This window comes from Bradyrhizobium sp. 134, from assembly GCF_023074155.1.
Classification (GTDB): Bacteria; Pseudomonadota; Alphaproteobacteria; order Rhizobiales; family Xanthobacteraceae; genus Bradyrhizobium.
In genome coordinates this window covers 888,359-910,944 of the sequence record NZ_JADPKX010000034.1, presented here as the reverse complement: position 1 = coordinate 910,944, position 22,586 = coordinate 888,359, and the positions used below count along the sequence as shown (strand labels likewise).

Here is a 22,586-nt window from a genome sequence, read left to right as displayed (position 1 = left end):
CGGGACCCATAACCACAGGGGGATGTTTTGCGAAGATTGGTCGTTCGGGATTAGCACCAACCGCAAACGATAGACCTCGCGGTATGGGTCCCGGCCTTCGCCGGGACGACAACGGTGCATGCGGCCCCTGCGGAGGCTCATCCTTCCCCAATCAAACTCCGTATCGTATGGTCCGGCCAAACGCGCCCGACCCCATCGGGCAATCTGGATACGCATATGTCCGAACCCGCCTGGTCGCTGCACTCCCGTCTGAAAGAGGACACCATCGACATCGGCGATTTGCCGCTGTCCAAGGTATTGGTCATCAAGGACGCGCATTATCCGTGGCTGCTGCTGGTGCCGCGACGCGCGGATGCGGTCGAGATCATTGATCTCGACGAAGTGCAGCAGGCGCAATTGATGACGGAGATCTCCCGCGTCTCGCGGGCGCTGAAGGAGATCACCCAATGCGACAAGCTCAACATCGCGGCACTCGGCAACCTCGTGCCGCAGCTTCACGTGCACATCATCGCGCGCCGCACCAGTGACGCCGCCTGGCCGCGGCCGGTCTGGGGCGTGATGCAGCCCTTGGCGCACGACGCCACAGAGGTGCAGACTTTCATCAGCGCGCTTCGCCGCAAAATCTGGTTGGGTTGAAAGAACAAGACATGTCAGCATTCGACTCGTTTCCGCTGGGGCAGCCGGCCTTCGTCACCAACATTCTCGACCGTGCCGCGCATCTGCGCCGCGATGACGAAAAGCTGTTCGCGCTGGAGCAGAAGCCGGCCTCGCGCGCCTATGTGGTCTACCGCGACTCGCTGCTGGTGAAGCGCGACGGCGAAAAAGTGCGCGCGCTGCTCGGAATCGACGAGGCGCTGAAATGCGGCGCCAATCCCGGCACGATCTTCTTAGGCTTGCGCGACGGCGCCGCGATGTTCGGGATGGGCCTGTCGCAGGCCGCGTCCGAGAAGCTGATCGGGCGTGAAGACTACGCCCTCAGTGAGCTGCGCGGCATGGCTATGCAGGGCGCGGTGCCGCCGCAGGAGCTGTCGGCGATCGCGATGGCGAAGTCGATGGTGAGCTGGCATCAGCGCCACGGCTATTGCGCCAATTGCGGCACGCGTACCGGGATGAAGGAAGGCGGCTGGAAGCGGGAGTGCCCGAGTTGCAAGGCCGAGCATTTCCCGCGCACCGACCCCGTCGTGATCATGCACGTCGCCGCCGGGGACAAATGCCTGCTCGGCCGCCAGAAGCAGTTTCCGCCGGGGATGTATTCGTGCCTCGCCGGCTTCGTCGAGGCGGCCGAAACCATCGAGGACGCGGTGCGCCGCGAGATCTTCGAAGAATCCGGGATTCGCTGCACCGACGTACAGTATTATATGACCCAGCCCTGGCCCTATCCGTCGTCGCTGATGATCGGCTGCAGCGCGCGGGCCGTGAGCGAGGACATCGTCGTCGATCACTCCGAGCTGGAGGATGCGCGCTGGTTCACGCGTGAGGAGGCCGCTCTGATGCTGACGCGAACGCATCCCGACGGGCTCGCCGGCCCGCACCCGTTTGCGATTGCGCATCACCTGCTCGGCCGCTGGGTGCACGACAAGAGCTGACCGCCGATGGCGCACTCTGTGATCGCGCCGCGCATCCTCTGCATCGGCATTCCCGTGCGCGACCTGACCTTTCGTGTCGAGGCCGTGCCCGCGCGCGGCAGCAAGGCGAATGCCAGCCATCTCGCGGAGATCTGCGGCGGCAACGCGCTCAATGCCGCGATCGCTATCGCGCGGCTCGGCGGCCGCGTCTCGTTCGCAGGTCCGATGGGCGATGCGCAGGAGGCGTCGAGCGGCTTCATTCTCGAGCGCATGAGATCCGAAAATATCGACACAAGCCATATCGTGCGCATACCTGACGCGACCACGCCCGTCTCTGCCATCATCATTGACGCGACGGGCGAGCGAACGCTCACGATCTATCGCGATCCGGCCCTTTGGACAGTCGAGCTGCCCGACGCCGACAAGCTGCTCGCCGATTGTCAGGCGGTCCTCGTCGAGAGCCGCTGCGCATCGTTCTGCACGGATCTCTGCACTGAGGCACGCCGGCGCGGCATTGCCGTCATCGTCGGCGTCGATCGCGCGATGTCGTTGCAGGACGGCCTGCTCACGGCCGCCTCGCACCTGCTGTTCGCCAGCGAACAGGTGCAGGAGACCGCCGGCAGCGCCGATGACGGCGAGGCGTTGAAGCGCCTGGCCGCGCTCACGCCCGCCTTCCTCGCCGCCACCCGCGGCCCGCGCGGTACGATCTGGCTGAACGAGAGCGGCGAACTGGAGCAGACGCCGGCGGTCCCGGTTCAGGCGGTCGATACGCTCGGCGCCGGCGACGTCTTCCATGGCGCCTTCACCCTTCGCCTCGCCGAAGGCGGCGGCGTGCGGCAGGCGCTGCAATTCGCCGCAGCCGCCGCGGCGCTGAAATGCACCCGTCACGGCGGCGGCCTCGCCGCTCCGCAACGCGTTGAAGTTGAAGAGCTTTTGAACATGCCGCGCGGGACGACGCTCGGACGGATGCCGAGATTATAGACTTGCTATAGAAGGATTTTCTCTATATCAGGGAAATCGACCCTCGATATGGAACAAAGTTCTTCAAATGACCGATCTCGCCGTCCCGCTCCCCGAGACCAGCCGCCGCCTCGACGCCATCGACCGCAAGATTCTGATGGTGCTGCAGGATGATGCCTCCCTCTCCGTCGCCGAGATCGGCGACCGCGTCGGCCTGTCCTCGACCCCCTGCTGGAAGCGCATCCAGCGCCTGGAGGCCGACGGCGTGATCACCAAGCGGGTGGCGCTGGTCGACCAGAACAAGATCGGCCTCGGCATCTCCGTGTTCGTGTCGGTCGAGAGCTCCGACCATTCCGACGCCTGGCTCAAGAAGTTCGCCGAAGCCGTCAGCGCCATGCCGGAGGTGATGGAGTTCTATCGCATGGCCGGCGACGTCGACTACATGCTGCGCGTCGTCGTCGCGGACATGCAGGCCTATGACGTGTTCTACAAAAAGCTGATCAGCGCCGTGCCGCTGAAGAACGTCACCTCGCGCTTCGCGATGGAGAAGATCAAGTCGGTCACCGCGCTGCCGATCCCGGCGGTGGTGGCGGCGTAGGGCTCACCACACGCAAACTGTCATCGCCCGGCTTGACCGGGCGATCCAGTATTCCAGAGACGACGATGGATACGGATAAGCCACGGCGTACTGGATGCCCCGGTCAAGCCGGGGCATGACAGCAAGTGAGGCTAGCCTCGCGCCTCAGATCTTCTGATTGTACTCGCCAACTTCGGGATGGGTGCGCAGGACGCTGTTCACCATCTCGAACATGTCGTGCATGCGCTGCTCGGAGACCGGGCTCTCGACCACGACGACGAGTTCGGGCTTGTTGGAGGAGGCACGCACCAGGCCCCAGCTGCCGTCCTCGACCGTGACGCGCACCCCGTTGACGGTGACGAGATCGCGGATCGACTGGCCGCCGATCTTGGCGCCCTTGGCCTGCAAGCCCTCGAAGTGCTTCACCACCTTGTCGATGACGCCGTATTTGACCTCGTCGGCGCAATGCGGCGACATGGTCGGCGACGACCAGGTCTTCGGCAGCGCGTTCTTGAGATCGGCCATCGACTTGCCGGCAGCGCGATCGAGCATGTCGCAGATCGCGAGCGCCGAGACCAGACCGTCGTCATAGCCGCGTCCATACGGCTTGTTGAAGAAGAAGTGGCCCGACTTCTCGAAGCCGGCGAGCGCACCCGTCTCATGGGTGCGGCGCTTCATGTAGGAATGGCCGGTCTTCCAATAGGTGGTTTTCGCGCCCTGCTTCTGCAGTACCGGATCGGTGATGAACAGGCCGGTCGACTTCACGTCGACGATGAACTGCGCATCCTTGTGGATCGCGGACATGTCGCGCGCCAGCATCACGCCGACCTTGTCGGCAAAGATCTCCTCGCCGGTGTTGTCGACCACGCCGCAGCGATCGCCGTCACCGTCGAAGCCGAGACCCACATCGGCCTTGTGCTGCAGCACCGCGTCGCGGATCGCGTGCAGCATCTCCATGTCTTCAGGGTTCGGATTGTATTTCGGGAAGGTATGGTCGAGCTCGGTGTCGAGCGGGATCACCTCGCAGCCGATCGCTTCCAGCACCTGCGGCGCGAATGCGCCGGCGGTGCCGTTGCCGCAGGCCGCGACGACCTTGAGCTTGCGCTTAAGCTTCGGACGGCTGGTGAGATCGGCGATGTAGCGCGCCGGATAATTCTCGTGGAATTGATATGAGCCGCCGGCCTTGTTCTTGAACTCGGCGCCCAGCACGATCTCCTTCAACCGCGTCATCTCGTCGGGGCCGAAGGTCAGCGGGCGGTTGGCGCCCATCTTCACGCCGGTCCAGCCATTGTCGTTGTGCGAGGCCGTAACCATGGCGCAGCAGGGCACGTCGAGGTCGAACTGGGCGAAATAGGCCATCGGCGTCACCGCCAGCCCGATGTCGTGCACCTTGCAGCCTGCTGCCATCAGGCCGGAAATCAGCGCATATTTGATTGATGCCGAATAGCCGCGGAAATCATGACCGGTGACGATCTCTTGTCTGACGCCGAGCTCCGCGATCAGCGCGCCCAGCCCCATGCCGAGCGCCTGGATTCCCATCAGGTTGATTTCCTTCTGGAACAGCCAGCGCGCGTCGTATTCGCGAAAGCCCGTGGCCTTCACCATCGGCTCGGATTCGAAGGCATAGGTGTTGGGCAGTAACACGGATTTCGGCTTGGGGAACATTGAGACGGTCTCGTGAAAAAGAGCCAGATTTAATGCAGCCTTAGCGAATGCCGGGCCGCAGCGGAAGGCGGGAATGGCAGCTTATGGATGATAATTGCGGCAGTTTGGTAACGGGGAAATCTGGCCGAGAGAGCGGCCGAAATAGAGATTTACTTGAAACATGTGATCGCTGGAGCCATTGGGAGACCCTTACTGCTCCAGCACCATCTGACCGTTGGCGTATTCGAAGCGCTTGAGGCGGGAGAGGAAGGAGAGGCCGAGCAGGTTCTCGGACAGCGCCTCGTCGGGCAGCACCATGGCATCGACGTCGCGCACGATTAGGCCGCCGACATCGAGCAGGGCGATGCGGGTGCGCGCGGCCTTGATGGTGCCGTTGGCGGTGGAGACGGTGGCGTTGTAATCGCTGCGCGAGGGACGCAGGCCGAAACGGGCGGCCGAGGTCTCGTTCAGCGCAACCACGGAGGCGCCGGTGTCGACCATGAAGCCGATGCGCTGGCCTTCGATCCGGCCCTCGGTCTGGAAGTGGCCGCGGCCGTCGCGGGGGATGTTGAGGCTGCGGCCGCCGGCCGGCGCGGTGGACGCGACTGCTACCGTACGCGGCACCGACGTCGCCGAAGCGGAGCTCATCCTGTCCGCCATCTGCGCCATGAAGGTGCCGAGGCCGATCATGATCGCCGCGAAGATCATTATGTTACGCATCACACCACTCGAAGCCGAAGCTCGATTTCACCACGCGGCAGGCCACTCCGCGAGCGACGCTGCGGCCAGAGCTGTGCTATTTTGACGAAAAGGATGAGCAGACGGTTAATGCGTGTTCGTAACGCTCACGTCCCGCGCGGCTTGACCCGGCGGGTCGGCAGCGCATTCGCCGGATCTTCCGGCCAGGGATGGCGCGGGTAGCGGCCGCGCAAATCGGAGCGCACTGCACTGTAGCTGCCGCGCCAGAAACCGGGGAGATCGCGCGTCACCTGCACCGGGCGCTGCGCCGGTGACAGCAGCTCCAGCACCAGCGGCACCTTGCCGGCGGCGATCGAGGGATGGGTGTTGAGACCGAACAATTCCTGGAGCCGCACCGCGATGGTCGGCCCCTGCTCGGCTTCATAGTCGATCGCGAGCACGCTGCCTGTCGGCGCCTCGAAATGCGTCGGCGCCTCGCGGTCGAGCCGCGCGCGCATCTCCCACGGCAACAACGCCATCAACGCGTCGGAGAGATCGCCGGCGGAGATATCCTTCAGCGCGATCTTGTCATAGAGCGCCGGCACCAGCCAATCGTCGCGCCGCGCGATCAACCCGTCGTCCGACAGATCTGGCCAGCTGTCGCCTTCGGCCTTGCGCAAAAACATCACGCGATCGCGCCATTGTTTGGCTAACTTCGACCAGGGCAGCCGGTCGAGGCCGGCGGCGATCAGCCCGTCTGCGAAGATGCGCGCAGTGTCCTCCGAGGGCGACACGGCAAGTGTCGCCTCCGAGAGCGTGATCGCGTGCAGCGCGCGCTTACGCCGCGCCCGGAGCGCCATCGCGCCGCGATCGAACGAGATCTCCTCGACGGATTCGATATGCTCGGCGAAATGCTGCTCGATCTCGTCCTGCGAGATTTGCGCTGCGAGCAGAATGCGCCCGCTCGCCGCCGTGCCGGTCATCTCACCGATCACGATATAGGGCGCGCGGGCGAGCGACGAGGTCTGATCCACCGCAGCGCCTCGACCATTGGCGAGCACAAAACTGCCATTGCCGCGGTTGCGCGCGACGCGATCCGGGAAGGCGTAGGCGAGCATCAGGCCGGTCGAGAGGTCACCTTCTCCGGTCGCCGCCTTCTCTGACGCCGCCACCTGCGAGGCCCAGCGCCGCGCGAGGTCGCGCGCGCTTGCGGCCCGCGGGGAACGGTCGCGGCGGAACTGATCCCGCCGGTGCTCGAGATCGACGCTGTCGCCGCCCAGCCCGCGCTCGGTGATGATGGCGGCGATCTCGGCGGCGGCTTCGCCTTCGCCGGCACGATGCGAATCCACGATCATGCGCGCGAGCCGCGGCGGCAGCGCCAGCGCGCGCAGGCTCTTGCCCTCCGCAGTGATGCGGCCATCGCCATCAAGCGCATTGAGCTCGGAGAGCAGGCTTTTTGCTTCCTTCCAGGCCGGCTGCGGCGGCGGGTCGAGAAACGACAGCGCGGCAGGGTCGGCGACGCCCCATTGCGCGAGATCGAGCACCAGCGAGGACAGATCGGCGCTGAGGATCTCGGGCTGGGTGTAGGGCGCGAGCGAGGCTGTCTGAGGTTCGTCCCAGAGCCGGTAGCAGACACCGGGCTCGGTGCGGCCGGCGCGGCCGCGGCGTTGGTCCGCCGCCGCGCGCGAGACGCGCACGGTCTCGAGCCGGGTCAGGCCGATGTCGGGCTCGTAGCGCGGCACGCGGGCAAGACCGGAATCGACCACGATGCGCACGCCCTCGATGGTCAGCGAGGTCTCCGCGATCGAGGTCGCCAGCACCACCTTGCGCGTGCCTTTGGGCGCCGGCGAGATGGCACGGTCCTGCACGGCGGCGTCGAGCGCCCCGAACAGCGGCACGATTTCGATGCTGGAATCCTGCACGCGCTCGCCGAGGAGATTCTGGGTGCGGCGGATTTCAGCGGCGCCCGGCAGGAACGCCAGCACCGAGCCGGCATCGGCACGCAGGGCCGAGGCGATCGCATCCGCCATCTGCCGCTCCACCGGCGCGTCCGCCTTGCGGCCGAGATAGCGCGTCTCGACCGGAAAGGCGCGGCCCTCGCTTTCGACGACGGGCGCTTCGCCGAGCAATTTTGCGACGCGGGCGCCATCGAGCGTGGCCGACATCACGAGGATGCGCAAATCTTCGCGCAGGCCGGTTTGCGCATCGCGCGCGAGCGCGAGGCCCATGTCGGCATCGAGCGAACGCTCGTGGAATTCGTCGAACAGGACGGCGGCGATGCCCGACAGCTCGGGATCGTCGAGGATCCGGCGGGTGAAGATGCCCTCCGTCACCACCTCGATGCGGGTCGCGCGCGAGATCTTCGAGCCGAAGCGGACGCGATAGCCGACAGTCTCGCCAGCGCGTTCGCCCAGTGATTTGGCCATGCGGTCGGCGCTGGCGCGCGCCGCGATGCGCCGCGGCTCCAGCACGATGATCTTCTTGCCTTTGACCCAAGGGGCATCGAGCAGCGCCAGTGGCACGCGCGTGGTCTTGCCGGCGCCCGGCGGCGCCACCAGCACGGCGGCATGATGCGCCTCCAGCGTGCGCGAGAGCTCGTCGAGCACGGCATCGATCGGGAGGGGCGTGTCGAAACTGCGGGGCAAAGCCTGTCCATTCGTCATGCCCGGGCAAAAGCGCGAAGCGTGTCTTCCCACGGAAGCCGCCGGGCATCCACGTCGTCACACTAGAAAACAGACGTGGATGGCCGGGACCCGGCTCCGCGAACGCTTCGCCGGGCTTACAGCTGTCGGGCCGGCGAAGCTTAGGCGAAGACGGCAAGCCCGGCCATGACGGAATCGTTGCGACGTTGGATCGCTAGCCCTGCACCGGCGGTCGTCCAATGCTCTCATAGACGAAGCCGGCGGCAGCCATTTCTTCGGGGCGGTAGATGTTGCGGAGGTCGACGATGACGGGCTGCGCCATGGTCGCCTTCAGCCGATCGAGATCGAGCGCCCGGAACTGCACCCACTCGGTGACGATCACGATCGCATCGGCGCCTGCCGCGCAGGAATAGGCATCCTCGCAATAAGTGATGCTGGGCAGCTCACTCTTCGCCTGCTCCATGCCGACGGGATCGAAGGCCTTCACCTTCGCACCCATGTCGATCAGGCCGGTGATCAACGGGATCGACGGCGCGTCGCGCATGTCGTCGGTATCCGGCTTGAAGGTGAGGCCGAGCACCGCGATGGTCTTGCCGCGCAGCGAGCCGCCGAGCGCCTGGCTCACTTTTCGCGCCATCGCCCGCTTGCGGTTCTCGTTGACCGCCAGCACGGATTCGACGATGCGCAAGGACACATCGTAGTCCTGCGCGATCTTGATCAGCGCCTTGGTGTCCTTCGGGAAGCACGAGCCGCCGAAGCCGGGACCGGCATGCAGGAACTTGGTACCGATGCGGTTGTCCAGGCCAATGCCGCGGGCGACCTCCTGCACGTTGGCGCCGGCCTTTTCGGAGAGGTCCGCGATCTCGTTGATGAAGGTGATCTTGGTTGCGAGGAACGCATTCGCCGCGTATTTGATCATCTCGGCGGTGCGGCGTTCCGTGAACATCAACGGCGCCTGGTTCAGCGACAGCGGCCGATAGATGTCGCTCATCACCTTGCGGCCGCGCTCGTCGGCGGTGCCGACGACGATGCGGTCGGGAAATTTGAAGTCGCGGATCGCCGCGCCTTCGCGCAGGAATTCGGGGTTCGAGGCGACGACGACGTCCGCCTTGGGATTGGTCTCGTGGATGATGCGCTCGACCTCGTCGCCGGTGCCGACCGGAACGGTCGACTTGGTCACGACGACGGTGAAGCCGGACAGCGACTGCGCGATCTCTTTCGCGGCCGCATAGACGTAGGACAGATCGGCGTGGCCGTCACCGCGGCGCGACGGCGTGCCGACCGCGATGAAGACAGCATCGGCATCCGCGACCGGCTTGGACAAATCGGTGGTGAACTCCAGCCGCTTGGCCTTCACATTCGTCGCGACCAGTTCCTCAAGCCCGGGCTCGTAGATCGGGATCTCGCCGCGATGAAGCGCCGCGATCTTCTTCTCATCCTTGTCGACGCAGATGACGTCGTGACCGAAATCCGCAAAGCAGGCCCCGGACACCAGTCCCACATAGCCCGTACCGATCATAGCAATGCGCATGAAAAACCCTGTTTGGCTTGGTTAACGAAACCGCAATTCCAAGGCGGTTTAGCATTTTCCCGTGGTGAGGGAACAGCCCGCGTGCAAAAAACGGCACGGCAATTGTACCGGTTAAGAAATCGTAAGCCGCAAGGCGCCAAACTGCTCCGCGTTCACACAGATCCTGGCGGAACACGCCTCGAAAAGAGACACCATGGCACCATCAGGCACAATCGCCGCGAGCGGGGGACTCAAGGCCCCGGCTGCTGCGCGTGTCGATTGGATCGATTACGCCAAGGGCATCTGCATCGTCATGGTCGTGATGATGCATTCGGTGCTGGGGGTCGAGCTCGCAGCCGGTGAGACCGGCTTCATGCATGTTTTGGTGGCCTTCGCAAAACCGTTCCGGATGCCGGATTTCTTCCTGATTTCGGGCCTGTTCCTGCCACTGGTGATCGACCGGGATTGGCGAACCTATCTCGACCGCAAGGTGGTGCATTTCGCCTATTTCTATGTCGTCTGGGTGACAATCCAGTTCGGCTTCAAGGCCCCCGCATTCGCGGCGGAAACGAGCTGGCGCGACGCGGGCTTGCTGTATCTGGAATCCTTCATCGAGCCGTTCGGCACGCTGTGGTTCATCTACCTCCTGCCGATCTTCTTCGTCATCACAAAATTGACACGGCGCATCCCGCCGCTCGCGATCTGGCTGATCGCGGCCGCACTGGAGACGGCTCGTGTCGCAACCGGCTGGACTGCGATCGACGAGTTCTGCGCGCGTTTCGTCTATTTCTATTCGGGCTATCTGTTCGCGCCCTACGTGTTCGCGCTGTCGGACCGCGCGCGCAATCATCCCGCATGGGCGCTGGCAGCGCTCGCGACGTGGACGCTGGTCAATGGCGGTCTGGTTATGCTCGGCGCCAGCGAGTGGAAATTCGTATCGCTCGTGCTGGGCTTCGCCGGCGCCTGCGCCATCATCACGATGGGCACTCTGCTCGCGCGCGTGCAATGGCTGAACGTCTTCCGCTTCTGCGGCGAGCATTCGATCGTGATCTATCTCGCCTTCTTCCTGCCGATGGCGGCGACACGAACGCTGCTCTTGCGCACGGGCATCATTCCCGACATCGGTGCGGTGTCGTTGATCGTGACCATCGCCGGCGTGATCGGCTCGCTCGCGATATGGCAGATCGCACTGCGCCTAGGTGGCAATTTCCTGTTCGAGCGGCCTGATGCGTTCTGGATCGCGCCGAAGAAAACAGGGCCGCGGTTGCAGGCGGCGGAGTGATACTCTGCTGTCATCCCCGCGAAGGCGGGGATCCAGGATTCCAGAGGCAGCAGTCGTATACGGATAAGCCGTAGCGTACTGGATTCCCCGCCGTCGCGGGGAATGACAGCGGGGGATGCGGGAAATGACAGTGGGGATAGCGGCTCCAGCAAGCCAAAAATCCACCTCCCGAGGCTGTCAAATCCCGCAAAAATTCATACATTGCGGCCATGCCCAAGAGCTCCCCGAAGACCACCGCCCAAGTTGACACCAAGGCTGCCGCGCCCAAGGCCGCCGAAACCAAGCCCGCTGCCGCGACAGCTGCTGCCAAGCCCGTCGCCGCGAAGGCGGCCGGCAAGGGCGACCATGTCTTCCTGGTCGACGGTTCCGGCTACATCTTCCGCGCCTACCATGCGCTGCCGCCGATGAACCGCAAGTCCGACGGCTTGCAGGTCAATGCCGTGCTCGGCTTCTGCAACATGCTGTGGAAGCTTTTGCGCGAGATGCCGGAGGACAACCGGCCGACGCATCTGGCGATCATCTTCGACAAGTCGGAAATCACCTTCCGCAACAAGATCTATCCTGAGTACAAGGCACACCGGCAGCCGGCCCCCGACGATTTGATTCCGCAATTCGCGCTGATCCGCGAAGCGGTACGCGCCTTCGACCTGCCTTGCCTGGAACAAGTCGGCTTCGAGGCCGACGATCTGATTGCGACCTATGTGCGGCAAGCCTGCGAGCGCGGCGCGAGCGCGACGATCGTGTCCTCCGACAAGGACCTGATGCAGCTCGTCACCGATTGCGTCACCATGTACGACACCATGAAGGACCGCCGCATCGGCATCCCCGAGGTGATCGAGAAGTTTGGCGTGCCGCCGGAGAAGGTGGTGGAAGTGCAGGCCCTGGCCGGCGATTCCACCGACAACGTTCCTGGCGTGCCCGGCATCGGCATCAAGACCGCGGCGCAGCTGATCGTCGAATATGGCGATCTCGAGCAACTGCTGTTCCGCGCCACCGAAATCAAACAGCCGAAGCGGCGCGAGGCGCTGATCGAGAACGCCGAGAAGGCGCGCATCTCGCGGCAGCTCGTATTGCTCGACGACAAGGTCGACCTCGACGTCCCGTTGGACGATCTCGCCGTCCACGAGCCCGATGCGCGCAAGCTGATCGCGTTCCTGAAGGCGATGGAATTTTCCACGCTGACGCGCCGCGTCGCCGAGTTCTCGCAGATCGATCCGGCCAACGTCGATGCCGATCCAGGCTATTCCAGCGGCGCCAGCGTCTTCTCGCCGCTGCCGCCTTCGGACGTCGTGCCGGCCCCGGGAACCGGCGCGCCGGCGCAAGTGCCAGTGGGCCAGCGCAATGCATCGGCGACCAAGGAGGACAAGGCCGCGAGCCCGAAGGGCGCGCCGATCTCTCTCGCCGCCGCGCGCGAAGAGGCTTTGCGGAAGCTCCCGGTCGACCGCAGCAAGTACCAGGCCGTCAAGACGCCCCCGGAACTGAACGCGTTCATCGCGCGCATCCATGATGCCGGCCATGTCGCGGTCGAGATCCGGGCAAACTCGATCGACCCGATGCAGGCCGATCTCTGCGGTATCGCGCTGGCGCTGGCGCCGAACGAGGCCTGCTACGTGCCGCTGGCGCACAAGCAGTCCGGCGGCGGCGCCGGCCTGTTCGACGCGGGCCTCGCGCCCGACCAGGTCAAGCATGCCGAGGCGATCGAAGCGCTGCGGCCGGTACTGGAATCACCAGGCATTCTCAAGATCGGCTTCGACGTCAAATTCACCGCGGTGATGCTGGCGCAGCACGGCATCACATTGCGCAACACCGACGATGCGCAGCTGATCTCCTACGTGCTCGACGCCGGCCGCGGCTCGCACGCGCTGGAGCAGCTGTCCGAGCGCTGGTTCGGCCACGCCATGCTCAAGGAGAACGAGCTGCTCGGCAGCGGCAAGGGCAAGATCACGTTCGACCAGGTGCCGATCGACAAGGCCGCGGGGCTGTCGGCGGAAGGGGCCGACATCACCTTGCGCGTCTGGCGCGTGCTGAAGCCGCGCCTCGTCGCCGAGCACATGACCACGGTCTACGAGACGCTGGAACGGCCCCTGGTATCGGTGCTCGCGCGCATGGAGCGCCGCGGCATCTCGATCGACCGCCAGGTGCTGTCGCGTCTCTCCGGCGACTTCGCTCAGACCGCGGCCCGCGTCGAAGCCGAGATCCAGCAGATCGCGGGCGAGCCGGTCAATGTCGGCAGCCCGAAGCAGATCGGCGACATCCTGTTCGGCAAGATGGGACTGTCCGGCGGCACCAAGACCAAGACCGGCGCGTGGTCGACCACCGCTCAGGTGCTCGACGAGCTCGCCGAGCAGGGCCACCACCTCCCGAAGAAGATCCTGGAGTGGCGCCAGGTCTCCAAACTGAAATCGACCTACACCGACGCGCTGCCGACCTACGTGAATGCCCAGACCCACCGCGTCCACACGACCTACGCGTTGGCCGCGACCACGACCGGCCGGCTGTCGTCGAACGAGCCAAATCTGCAGAACATTCCGGTGCGCACCGAGGACGGCCGAAAAATCCGCCGCGCCTTCATCGCAACGCCGGGGCACAAACTGGTCTCCGCCGACTATTCGCAGATCGAGCTGCGGCTGCTCGCCGAGATCGCCGACATTCCCGTGCTGCAGCAGGCGTTCCGCGACGGTCTCGACATTCACGCCATGACGGCATCGGAAATGTTCGGCGTGCCGATCAAGGGCATGCCGAGCGAAATCAGGCGCCGCGCCAAGGCGATCAATTTCGGCATCATCTACGGCATTTCGGCATTCGGTCTCGCCAACCAGCTCGGCATCGCGCGCGAAGAGGCCTCCGCCTACATCAAGAAATACTTCGAGCGCTTCCCCGGCATCCGCGCCTACATGGACGAGACGCGCGACTTCTGCCGGAACCACGGCTACGTCACCACGCTGTTCGGACGGAAGATGTACTATCCCGACATCAAGGCTTCGAACGCCTCGGTGCGCGCCTTCAACGAGCGCGCCGCGATCAACGCCCGGCTCCAGGGCACCGCCGCCGACATCATCCGCCGCGCCATGACGCGGATGGAGGCTGCACTCGCCGAGAAGAAGCTTTCGGCGCAGATGCTGCTCCAGGTGCACGACGAACTGATCTTCGAGGTGCCGGACGCGGAGGTCGAGGCCACGCTTCCCGTCGTGCAGCACGTGATGCAGGACGCGCCGTTCCCGGCCGTGCTGCTCTCGGTGCCGCTACATGTCGATGCACGCGCAGCCAACAATTGGGACGAGGCGCATTGAAGTTACGTCTTCGCTTCGCTCCTTCCAAACTTACAGTGTCGTCCCGGCCCCCCGTGCGCAATTGCGCACTAGGCCGGGACGACGCTGGAGGGACACGCACAAGCTGAATTGTCCTCCGAGCAATTGCGCGATGGCGGCGCGATCGCCCGCACATTAAAATCGTGCCGTCTCCCGCACCGGTTCAGCCATGCCCCACGCCTCCGCCCTGCTCGGCTTCGCTCTCGTCTGCCTCGGCCTCGTGCTCACGCCCGGGCCGAACATGATCTACCTGATCTCGCGTTCGATCACGCAAGGGCCGGCGGCGGGCATCGTCTCGCTCGGCGGCGTGGCGCTCGGCTTCGTGTTCTACATGCTGTGCGCGGCGTTCGGCATCACGGCGCTGCTGCTCGCCGTTCCCTTTGCCTATGACGCGTTGCGCTTCGCCGGCGCCGGTTATTTGCTGTGGCTGGCCTGGCAGGCGGTAAAGCCGGGCGGTCGCTCGCCATTCCAGGTCAAGCAGCTTGCGATCGACAGCCCGCGCAAACTGTTCGCAATGGGGTTCGTCACCAATCTGCTCAACCCGAAGATCGCGATGCTTTACCTCGCGCTGCTGCCGCAGTTCATCGACCCCGCCGCCGGCAGCGTGCTGGCGCAGTCGGTGGTGCTCGGCGCGATCCAGATCGCGATCAGTGTCAGCGTGAATGCCATGATCGCGCTCGCGGCAGGATCGATCGCGCTGTTTCTCGCAAGCCGGCCAAGCTGGATGCTGGTCCAGCGCTGGCTGATGGGCACGGTGCTGGCCGGGCTTGCGGTGCGGATGGCGGTCGAGGCGCGGAAGGTGTGATTTTCACCTCTCCCCGTAAGAACGGGGAGAGGGAGAAGAGCCACCCTCAATCCAGCTTCGCCTCCATGCCCCGCTTCACCGCCGGACGGGCCATCAGGGCCTCGTACCAGCGCTTGACGTGGGGGAAGTCGGCCAGGTCAACCTTGTGGCGAGGGTGACGCCAGGCCCAGCCCAGGATGGCAAAATCGGCAACTGATAGCTCGCCGGCGACGAAATCGCGGGCCTCCAGCCGGCGGTCGAGGACGCCGTAGAGCCGTCGCGTCTCCGCCATGTAGCGCTTGAGGCCGTAGGCGCGCTCCTGCTCGTTCTCGAGCGCGATGAAATGGTGCACCTGGCCCGGCATCGGCCCGAAGCCGCCCATCTGCCACATCAGCCATTCGTAGACGGGGATGCGGCCCGAAAGCGATTTCGGCAGGAATTTGCCGGTCTTTTCGCCGAGATACAGCAGGATCGCACCCGACTCGAAGATGCTGACGGGCTTGCCGTCCGGCCCCTCGGGGTCGAGGATCGCGGGAATCTTGTTGTTGGGCGAGAGCTTCAGGAACTCCGGCGCCATCTGTTCGCCCTTGCTGATATTCACCGGGATCACCTTGTAGGGCAGCCCCATTTCCTCCAGCGCAACCGAGATCTTGCGGCCGTTCGGCGTGTTCCAGGTGTGCAGCTCGATGGTCATTTGTCGCGTGTCCTTCCCCGGGGATATCCGGCATCCACCTACTCCAGAACGTTGCACCCCCACAACCGACGGGCCGGGATGGCCGATCCCTGTTGACGGGGGAAGCCCCCTCTGGAATGTCGGGGCCGTCGCGGATAAATTCCGCCACCTCCAAAAACGCTCCCGAGGGCCCGCCGTGTCTAAATCAGCCTCCCGCGCCCGCCTGTTCGAGATCATCCGCCGGCGCTCTTTCGGCCGCGGCGAGGTGACGCTCGCGTCGGGCCGCAAGAGCGACTTCTACTTCAACCTCAAGCCGACCATGCTTGACCCGGAAGGTGCGACGCTGCTCGCCGAGCTGACCTATGAGGCGCTGAAGGACGACCAGCTCGACTTCATCGGCGGGCTCGAGATGGGCGCGGTGCCGCTGGCCGGCGCGCTGGCGCAGATATCCTGGATCAAGGGCCATCCCATCGCGGCCTTCTTCGTGCGCAAGAAGCCGAAGGAGCATGGCGCGAAGCTCGCGATCGAGGGGCTGCCCAGGGGCGAGACGCTGGAGGGCAAGCGCGTCGTGATCGTCGAGGATGTCACCACCACCGGCGGCTCGGCGATGAAGGCGGTGGAAGCGGTACGCGAGACCGGCGCCGAAGTGGTGCTGGTGCTGACCATGGTCGACCGCGAGGAAGGCGCCGACGACACCTTTGGCACGGCCGGCCTGCCATTCCGCTCGCTGTACAAGGCGTCGGAGTTCTTGAAGGCTTGAGCGGCTAGACTTTCTCCGCCGTCGCGCCCGGGCTTGACCCGGGCATCCACGTCTTTGCCGCACCAGAGATCGTGGATGGCCGGGACAAGCCCGGCCATGACGAGGTCCACCTCGTCCGGCGACACCGCTCCCCCTCAACCGCTCATTTACCATCCCGCCTTATGGTGAATCATGTGCTGAGACCTGATGGTCCCGGCCGGTTGGGTAGCGTCGGGTGGAGTAAGCGTTTGCGTACAGTCATGTCCCATGCACGCCGGTGGCGTCGCGCGATACTCGCAGCCGCCACATTGGCAGCACCGCTGCTTGCGGCTCCGGCCCCGGTTTCGGCCGAAGGCCTGTTCGACTTCTTCTTCGGCGGAATGCAGCAGCAGCGGCCGCAGCGTGAGGTGCCGCAACAGGCGACCTCCTACGCCGATCCCTTCACCGGCCAGCAGAATGCCGCAAGCCCGCCATACGTGCCGCCGACACGTGCGGCCGCGGCCGGCGGCTCGGGACCGGCGTTCTGCGTGCGCAGCTGCGACGGCAAATATTTTCCGCTGATGCGCGGCCTCACCTCGCCCGCGCAGATGTGTCAGGCCTTCTGTCCTGCAAGCGCGACCAAGATCTATTTCGGCTCCTCGATCGACGGCGCGGCGTCGCAGACCGGCGAGCGCTACGCCGATAGCGAGAACGCGTTCGCCTATCGCAAGGCGCTGCGCGCCGACTGCACCTGCAACGGCCGCGAGCCGGTCGGCCTCGCTCCGGTCGATCTGGCGCTGGACTCGTCGCTCAAGCCCGGCGACGTGATCGCCACTAGCGACGGCCTCGTCGCCTATACTGGCATCCGCGTCGGCAACGACCAGGCCGCGGACTTCACCCCGGTCGCCTCTTATCCCGGTCTCACCGCGCAGGTCCGCGCACGGCTCGGCGAGATGAAGGTGGCGCCGGTGCGCGCCGAGACGGTGGCGGCGGATGGCCCCGCCGCGGAGATCGTGCGCGAGACGCTGCCCGACGTGACGGTGCCGAAGACGCAGAAGCCGGCGAAGCGCGCGGGGCTGGATTAGCGCGGTCGTCTATAGCCAAGCCGTCATTGCGAGCGACTTGTCCGCCGAAGCTCGAAGCGCGAAGGCGGAAGCGAAGCAATCCAGTCTGCCTCCGAGGAGGTACTCTGGATTGCTTCGTCGCAAGAGCTCCTCGCAATGACGGAGGATGGTGGATCACCGTCCGATGATGACGCCGATCACGTTCGGCGCCGCCAGATATTTCTCCTCGATCGCCGCGCGCGCGGCGGCGCGGTTGTCCGCCGTGAGCAAGCCGCGCTTCTCGGCCAGGATCATCCAGCAAAACCCCCACCAGTCCGTGAGCATGCCGGCTTCATCGACGAGGTCATATCCCTGCTCGGCCGCGAAGATGCGCGCATGCGCTTCGTCCAGCGTGTCCAAGAACAGATGGTCCTCGGCCGAGAACAGATCGTCGCTGACGTCGTCGATGGTGTAGCCCCAGATCGACTGGCACACCGCGTTGAACTCGCGGTCGAACTGGTCGTCGTCGACCGCATAGCGCCGCGCCGCCTGATGCAGCCGCGACAGCGAGCGCGCGAAATCGGCGATCCTGGTGAGGGCAAATTGATCGAAGGCAATGGTGGACATGTAGTCCTCGCGAAGTCTGGCTGACGCTAGATATTGTGTCGGCAACGCCGAATCACAATGATATATCAAAGACTTGCTAAAGTGTTCTTAATTTGTTCCGAGGCTTGCCGTTGTCGTCCCGGCGAAGGCCGGGACCCATAACCACCGTTGCCAGACGTTTTCAGAATCGGTGCCCAGCGATGAATGCACCAGCCGTGTACTACGTCTACATTCTCGCGAGCCGACGTTACGGCACGCTATATATCGGCATCTGCAACGACACCTGGGCAATCGATTGTCACTTCATCGTTCGGGACGCGGTTCGAAGTTCGTCAGCAAGTACGGCGTGACGCGGCTCGTCTATGTCGAGACATACGCAATTCCATCCGAAGCAATCGCACGTGAGAAAGCGCTGAAGGAATGGCACCGCGACTGGAAGATTCGCCTGATCGAACAGGAAAATCCGGATTGGCGCGACCGTCTCATCTTCTCTGACAGCGGTGGTTATGGGTCCCGGCCTTCGCCGGGACGACACCGTTTTTGTAGCGCGCGACCAGCCTCACATCGCCGACATCAACCTATCCCCGCACGCGCTTGCATAAAACTTGCCGCCGCATTGGCGCTTGATGGCGGCGCAGCGGGCGGCGGGCGTGGCGTTTTGCGGGAGCGAGACCGCGCAGCTCAGGCCGTCGGCGCTGCGGCCCGTCTTGCCGGCGGCGAAGGCGGCGCTGGACGCGGTGATGCAGACGACGAGGAAGGTGGCGGCGGCGATTTCGATCAGCCGTCTCATCAGAGCTTTCATCGGAGAGTTCATGGGGCGCCTCCTCCACACTGATGGCTGAATTGGCCGCCATTCTAGCACCAAATCCACGTTTCCCCGTATGCGTCCGGGTTCCCAAATCGGCCCGTTCCTTGCATAATTTTACGCCAACGCAGTGCACGGTCGCACCAGCAATGGTTCCGGTACAGAGGCAAGATGCGTAGGGTCAGTAGTGTTCTCGCGACCAGGAAGTGACGACTTTGCAAGATTCATCGTTCCAGCCCAATTTCCCCGCCCCCAACCAGCCCATCGACGAACTCGCGCTGGCTGAGATCAAGGGCGCGATCCTGGCGAAGCTGCGCCTTGCCATCGGCAAGGATGCGGGCATGGCGACCAAGCACGACTGGTACCAGGCCGCGGCGCTGGCGCTGCGCGACCGCATCGTGCATCGCTGGCTCACGGCCGAGAAACACAGCTACGATGCGGGGCGGAAGCGCGTCTACTATCTCTCCCTCGAATTCCTGATCGGCCGCCTCTTCAGCGACGCGCTGAACAATATGGGGCTATTGAAGATCTTCGAAGTCGCGCTCGGCGATCTCGGCGTCTCCTTGCCGGAGCTGCGCAAATGCGAGCCGGACGCGGCGCTCGGCAATGGTGGCCTCGGACGGCTCGCCGCCTGCTTCATGGAAAGCATGGCGACGCTGTCGATCCCCGCGATCGGCTACGGCATCCGTTATGATTACGGCCTGTTCCGCCAGATCATCAATCAGGGCTGGCAGCAGGAATATCCGGACGAATGGCTCGGCTTCGGCAACCCTTGGGAATTGCAACGGCCCGAAGTGATCTATGACATTCGCTTCGGCGGCGGTGTCGAGCATGTCGAAGACAAGGGCCGCGATCGCGCGATCTGGCATCCGTCCGAGACCGTGCAGGCGATGGCCTATGACACGCCGATCGTCGGCTGGCGCGGCCAGCACGTCAACGCGCTGCGGCTGTGGTCGGCACGCTCGCCCGATCCGTTGAAGCTCGACGCCTTCAACACCGGCGATTATGTCAGCGCCAGCGCCGAGCAGTCGCGCGCCGAAGCGATCTGCAAATTCCTCTATCCGAACGACGAGAGCCCGGCGGGCCGCGAGCTGCGCTTGCGCCAGGAATATTTCTTCGTCTCGGCTTCGCTGCAGGACCTGATCAAGCGACACCTTGCATCCGACGGCCAGCTCCGCAGCCTGTCGAGCAAGGTCGCGGTGCAGCTCAATGACACCCATCCGAGCCTGGCCGTCACCGAGCTGATGCGGATCCTGATCGACGATCACAATTTCCGCTGGGACGAGGCCTGGAAGATCACGGTCGCCACGCTGTCCTACACCAACCACACGCTGCTGCCCGAGGCGTTGGAGACCTGGCCGGTCGAGCTGTTCGAACGGTTGTTGCCGCGACATCTCGAGATTATCTACCGGATCAACGTGCAGCACCTCGCGCTCGCAGAGGCGCGCGCCCCCGGCGACATCGACTTCCGCGCCTCGGTCTCGCTGATCGACGAGCGGAGCGGGCGGCGCGTGCGCATGGGCCAGCTCGCCTTCGTCGGCTCCCACCGCATCAACGGCGTGTCGGCGATGCATTCGGACCTGATGCGCGAGACCGTGTTCCACGACCTCAACCATCTCTACCCCGGCCGCATCACCAACAAGACCAACGGCATCACCTTCCGCCGTTGGCTGATGCTGGCGAACCCGAAGCTGACCGATCTGTTGCGCGAGACCTGCGGCGACGCCGTGCTCGATGATCCGACGCAACTCAGCCTGATCGAGGCCCGCGCCAGCGACGTCGAATTCCAGAAGAGGTTCCGCGCAGTCAAGCTTCACAACAAGACGGCGCTGGCGCGCCTGATCGGCGAGCGGCTCGGCATCAAGGTCGATCCGACCGCGCTGTTCGACGTGCAGATCAAGCGCATCCACGAATACAAGCGCCAGCTTCTCAACGTCATCGAGACGGTCGCGCTGTACCAGGCGATCAAGGACGATCCCAACGGCAATTGGGTGCCGCGGGTGAAGATCTTCGCGGGCAAGGCGGCGGCAAGCTACCGCTACGCCAAGCTGATCATCAAGCTGATCAACGACGTCGCGGAAGTCGTCAACAACGATCCCGCGATCGGCGGCAAGCTCAAGGTTGTCTTCCTGCCCGACTACAATGTCAGCCTCGCCGAGGTGATCATTCCCGCCGCCGACCTGTCCGAGCAGATCTCGACGGCGGGCATGGAAGCCTCCGGCACCGGCAACATGAAGCTGTCGCTGAACGGCGCCCTCACGATCGGCACGCTCGACGGCGCCAACATCGAGATCCGCGACCATGTCGGCGCGGAGAACATCGCGATCTTCGGCATGGAAGCCGGCGATGTGATGATCCGGCGCAAGCAGGGGTTGGACGCCTCCGACGTGATCCGCAATTCGCCCAAGCTCCAGCGCGCCATCAATGCGATCGGCGCCGGCGAATTCTCGCCCGGCGATCCCGGCCGCTTCGAATCGATCGCGCACGCGCTGCGCTATCTCGACCACTACATGGTCAGCGCCGATTTCGATTCCTATTACGAGGCGCAGCGCAGCGTCGATGCGCGCTGGCAGGTGGCGCCGGCCTGGACCCGCGCCTCGATCCTCAACGTCGCGCGCATGGCGTGGTTCTCCTCCGACCGCACCATTCGCGAATATGCCGAGGAGATCTGGAACGTGCCGGTCAATCCGACCACGCCGCTCCTGCCGACCTTGCGCGACGTCGCGGGCTGAATTTCCGCGACGTGAAATCGGTTACTCACGAGGTAATTGCACAAGCCGGCGGCGAACGTGATATGACGTCCGTCATTGAACGCCGGATCGAATAATGCACGCCAAGCTCCCGCACCCTTTCGACGACGCCACCTGCGTCACCGCCGGTGACTCCAGCTGGCAGGGGCACACCAGCGACGACTATTGGGCCTTTGTCGGCCCGTTCGGCGGCGTCACGGCCGCGACTATCCTGCGTGCGCTGATCGAGCATCCGGAACGTGCCGGCGATCCGCTGGCACTCACCGTCAATTATTGCGCGCCGATCGCGAAGGGACCGTTCGATCTGGACGTGCGGCTGGTGAAGGCCAATCGCTCCAGCCAGCACTGGAGCGTCGAACTGTCGCAAGGCGGCGGCGAGGTCGCAACGCTCGCCACCGCCGTATTCGCCGAACGCCGGCCGTCCTGGGAGCACAGGGTGGCGCAATGTCCCGATGCAAAGCCGTTCGAAGAGACGATGCCGTTCCCGAAGATCGCGGCGTCCTGGGCCAACCAGTACGAATTCCGCTTCGTCGAGGGCGAGATGCGGATCGGCCCGCCCAAGCCCGAGCTCGCCAGCACTTACTCAAAGCTCTGGATCAGCGATCGCGAGCCGCGCAAGCTCGACATGCCGTCGCTGATGTCGATGTCGGACGCTTTCTTCGGCCGCATCTTCCACGCACGGCGCGAGCTGGTGCCGTTCGGCACGGTGTCGCTGACGACGTATTTCCACACCGACAGCGAAGAGCTCGCGGCCGAGGGCATCACCCGCGTGCTGGCGACCGCCGATTCGAAGATCATGCACAAGAGCTACGCCGACCAGAACGCCGAGCTGTGGTCGCCGAACGGAAGACTGCTCGCGACGAGCACGCAGATCGCCTATTTCAAGGCGTGAAGTATCGTCCCGGCGAAGGCCGGGACCCATAACCACAGGGAGAAGTGTGGCGAAGACTCGTAGTGACGTTTTCTTCGCCGATACTTGCACCGCACTCCCTCGATGGATCACGCGGTATGGGTCCCGGCCTTCGCCGGGACGAGACTGAG

18 protein-coding genes and 1 pseudogene are annotated in these 22,586 nt (G+C 64.6%); 12 read left to right on the top strand and 7 right to left on the bottom strand.

What is annotated here, in order from left to right:
• Nucleotides 1-216 precede the first annotated feature (216 nt).
• The 4 genes from IVA75_RS13870 to IVA75_RS13855 all read left to right on the top strand — a co-directional run bounded on the left by IVA75_RS13870 (nt 217) and on the right by IVA75_RS13855 (nt 3,123).
• Nucleotides 217-636: an HIT family protein gene (locus tag IVA75_RS13870; protein ID WP_247285423.1), complete on the top strand. Its 420-nt coding sequence runs from the start codon at nt 217-219 to the stop codon at nt 634-636.
• Between the two features lie 11 nt (nt 637-647).
• Nucleotides 648-1,586, top strand: a complete 939-nt coding sequence (gene nudC / locus IVA75_RS13865) for an NAD(+) diphosphatase (protein WP_247285421.1) — start codon at nt 648-650, stop codon at nt 1,584-1,586.
• 6 nt (nt 1,587-1,592) lie between these two features.
• The gene (locus IVA75_RS13860) at nt 1,593-2,546 is read left to right on the top strand and encodes a sugar kinase (protein ID WP_247285419.1); all 954 of its coding nucleotides are present in this window, start codon (nt 1,593-1,595) and stop codon (nt 2,544-2,546) included.
• 67 nt (nt 2,547-2,613) lie between these two features.
• Nucleotides 2,614-3,123 carry an Lrp/AsnC family transcriptional regulator gene (locus IVA75_RS13855; protein WP_007604670.1) on the top strand — a complete coding sequence of 170 codons (510 nt, stop codon included), beginning with the start codon at nt 2,614-2,616 and terminating at the stop codon, nt 3,121-3,123.
• A gap of 144 nt (nt 3,124-3,267) precedes the next feature.
• On the opposite strand, the gene IVA75_RS13850 is transcribed toward IVA75_RS13855, so the two are convergent.
• The 4 genes from IVA75_RS13850 to IVA75_RS13835 all read right to left on the bottom strand — a co-directional run bounded on the left by IVA75_RS13850 (nt 3,268) and on the right by IVA75_RS13835 (nt 9,597).
• Nucleotides 3,268-4,767, bottom strand: a complete 1,500-nt coding sequence (locus tag IVA75_RS13850; RefSeq protein WP_247285418.1) for a phosphomannomutase/phosphoglucomutase — start codon at nt 4,765-4,767, stop codon at nt 3,268-3,270.
• A gap of 189 nt (nt 4,768-4,956) precedes the next feature.
• Nucleotides 4,957-5,466 carry a TIGR02281 family clan AA aspartic protease gene (locus IVA75_RS13845; RefSeq protein ID WP_247285417.1) on the bottom strand — a complete coding sequence of 170 codons (510 nt, stop codon included), beginning with the start codon at nt 5,464-5,466 and terminating at the stop codon, nt 4,957-4,959.
• Between the two features lie 125 nt (nt 5,467-5,591).
• A complete protein-coding gene (gene hrpB / locus IVA75_RS13840) occupies nt 5,592-8,069 on the bottom strand; it encodes an ATP-dependent helicase HrpB (RefSeq protein ID WP_247285416.1) in 2,478 nt (825 codons plus the stop codon).
• 211 nt (nt 8,070-8,280) lie between these two features.
• Nucleotides 8,281-9,597: a UDP-glucose/GDP-mannose dehydrogenase family protein gene (locus tag IVA75_RS13835; protein ID WP_247285415.1), complete on the bottom strand. Its 1,317-nt coding sequence runs from the start codon at nt 9,595-9,597 to the stop codon at nt 8,281-8,283.
• 193 nt (nt 9,598-9,790) lie between these two features.
• Here IVA75_RS13835 and IVA75_RS13830 point away from each other — a divergent pair, with 193 nt between their 5' ends.
• The 3 genes from IVA75_RS13830 to IVA75_RS13820 all read left to right on the top strand — a co-directional run bounded on the left by IVA75_RS13830 (nt 9,791) and on the right by IVA75_RS13820 (nt 14,971).
• Nucleotides 9,791-10,858 (top strand): acyltransferase family protein, encoded by a 1,068-nt coding sequence (locus IVA75_RS13830; protein WP_247285414.1) that lies wholly within the window; start codon nt 9,791-9,793, stop codon nt 10,856-10,858.
• Between the two features lie 209 nt (nt 10,859-11,067).
• The gene (gene polA / locus IVA75_RS13825; protein WP_247285413.1) at nt 11,068-14,148 is read left to right on the top strand and encodes a DNA polymerase I; all 3,081 of its coding nucleotides are present in this window, start codon (nt 11,068-11,070) and stop codon (nt 14,146-14,148) included.
• A 187-nt stretch (nt 14,149-14,335) separates the two neighbouring features.
• Nucleotides 14,336-14,971, top strand: a complete 636-nt coding sequence (locus IVA75_RS13820; RefSeq protein ID WP_247285412.1) for a LysE family translocator — start codon at nt 14,336-14,338, stop codon at nt 14,969-14,971.
• A gap of 46 nt (nt 14,972-15,017) precedes the next feature.
• Here IVA75_RS13820 and IVA75_RS13815 read toward each other — a convergent pair whose 3' ends face one another.
• Nucleotides 15,018-15,644, bottom strand: a complete 627-nt coding sequence (locus IVA75_RS13815) for a glutathione S-transferase family protein (protein ID WP_027565818.1) — start codon at nt 15,642-15,644, stop codon at nt 15,018-15,020.
• Nucleotides 15,645-15,819: 175 nt separating this feature from the next.
• Between IVA75_RS13815 and pyrE the strand changes: the two genes are divergently transcribed.
• Both pyrE and IVA75_RS13805 read left to right on the top strand, forming a co-directional pair.
• Nucleotides 15,820-16,383, top strand: a complete 564-nt coding sequence (gene pyrE, locus IVA75_RS13810) for an orotate phosphoribosyltransferase (protein WP_027565819.1) — start codon at nt 15,820-15,822, stop codon at nt 16,381-16,383.
• A 239-nt stretch (nt 16,384-16,622) separates the two neighbouring features.
• A complete protein-coding gene (locus IVA75_RS13805; protein WP_247285411.1) occupies nt 16,623-17,426 on the top strand; it encodes a DUF2865 domain-containing protein in 804 nt (267 codons plus the stop codon).
• A 153-nt stretch (nt 17,427-17,579) separates the two neighbouring features.
• On the opposite strand, the gene IVA75_RS13800 is transcribed toward IVA75_RS13805, so the two are convergent.
• Nucleotides 17,580-18,011 carry a hypothetical protein gene (locus IVA75_RS13800; protein ID WP_247285409.1) on the bottom strand — a complete coding sequence of 144 codons (432 nt, stop codon included), beginning with the start codon at nt 18,009-18,011 and terminating at the stop codon, nt 17,580-17,582.
• A 179-nt stretch (nt 18,012-18,190) separates the two neighbouring features.
• Between IVA75_RS13800 and IVA75_RS13795 the strand changes: the two are divergent.
• Nucleotides 18,191-18,468, top strand: a pseudogene (locus IVA75_RS13795) (GIY-YIG nuclease family protein); the annotation flags it as partial.
• Between the two features lie 81 nt (nt 18,469-18,549).
• On the opposite strand, the gene IVA75_RS13790 reads toward IVA75_RS13795, so the two are convergent.
• Nucleotides 18,550-18,780: a hypothetical protein gene (locus IVA75_RS13790; protein WP_245287726.1), complete on the bottom strand. Its 231-nt coding sequence runs from the start codon at nt 18,778-18,780 to the stop codon at nt 18,550-18,552.
• Between the two features lie 230 nt (nt 18,781-19,010).
• On the opposite strand from IVA75_RS13790, the gene IVA75_RS13785 reads away from it, so the two are divergent.
• Both IVA75_RS13785 and IVA75_RS13780 read left to right on the top strand, forming a co-directional pair.
• Nucleotides 19,011-21,527, top strand: coding sequence for a glycogen/starch/alpha-glucan phosphorylase (locus IVA75_RS13785; RefSeq protein ID WP_247285407.1), 2,517 nt, complete (start codon nt 19,011-19,013; stop codon nt 21,525-21,527).
• A gap of 94 nt (nt 21,528-21,621) precedes the next feature.
• Entirely contained in the window at nt 21,622-22,437 is an 816-nt protein-coding gene (locus IVA75_RS13780) for a thioesterase family protein (RefSeq protein WP_247285405.1), read from the top strand.
• Nucleotides 22,438-22,586 lie beyond the last annotated feature (149 nt).

Coding starts and splice junctions, on each gene's coding strand:
- IVA75_RS13870 (WP_247285423.1), top strand. CDS start 217: ATGTCCGAACCCGCCTGGTCGCTGCACTCCCGTCTGAAAGAGGACACC.
- nudC (WP_247285421.1), top strand. CDS start 648: ATGTCAGCATTCGACTCGTTTCCGCTGGGGCAGCCGGCCTTCGTCACC.
- IVA75_RS13860 (WP_247285419.1), top strand. CDS start 1,593: ATGGCGCACTCTGTGATCGCGCCGCGCATCCTCTGCATCGGCATTCCC.
- IVA75_RS13855 (WP_007604670.1), top strand. CDS start 2,614: ATGACCGATCTCGCCGTCCCGCTCCCCGAGACCAGCCGCCGCCTCGAC.
- IVA75_RS13850 (WP_247285418.1), bottom strand. CDS start 4,767: ATGTTCCCCAAGCCGAAATCCGTGTTACTGCCCAACACCTATGCCTTC.
- IVA75_RS13845 (WP_247285417.1), bottom strand. CDS start 5,466: ATGCGTAACATAATGATCTTCGCGGCGATCATGATCGGCCTCGGCACC.
- IVA75_RS13835 (WP_247285415.1), bottom strand. CDS start 9,597: ATGCGCATTGCTATGATCGGTACGGGCTATGTGGGACTGGTGTCCGGG.
- IVA75_RS13830 (WP_247285414.1), top strand. CDS start 9,791: ATGGCACCATCAGGCACAATCGCCGCGAGCGGGGGACTCAAGGCCCCG.
- polA (WP_247285413.1), top strand. CDS start 11,068: ATGCCCAAGAGCTCCCCGAAGACCACCGCCCAAGTTGACACCAAGGCT.
- IVA75_RS13820 (WP_247285412.1), top strand. CDS start 14,336: ATGCCCCACGCCTCCGCCCTGCTCGGCTTCGCTCTCGTCTGCCTCGGC.
- IVA75_RS13815 (WP_027565818.1), bottom strand. CDS start 15,644: ATGACCATCGAGCTGCACACCTGGAACACGCCGAACGGCCGCAAGATC.
- IVA75_RS13805 (WP_247285411.1), top strand. CDS start 16,623: ATGTCCCATGCACGCCGGTGGCGTCGCGCGATACTCGCAGCCGCCACA.
- IVA75_RS13800 (WP_247285409.1), bottom strand. CDS start 18,011: ATGTCCACCATTGCCTTCGATCAATTTGCCCTCACCAGGATCGCCGAT.
- IVA75_RS13790 (WP_245287726.1), bottom strand. CDS start 18,780: ATGAGACGGCTGATCGAAATCGCCGCCGCCACCTTCCTCGTCGTCTGC.
- IVA75_RS13780 (WP_247285405.1), top strand. CDS start 21,622: ATGCACGCCAAGCTCCCGCACCCTTTCGACGACGCCACCTGCGTCACC.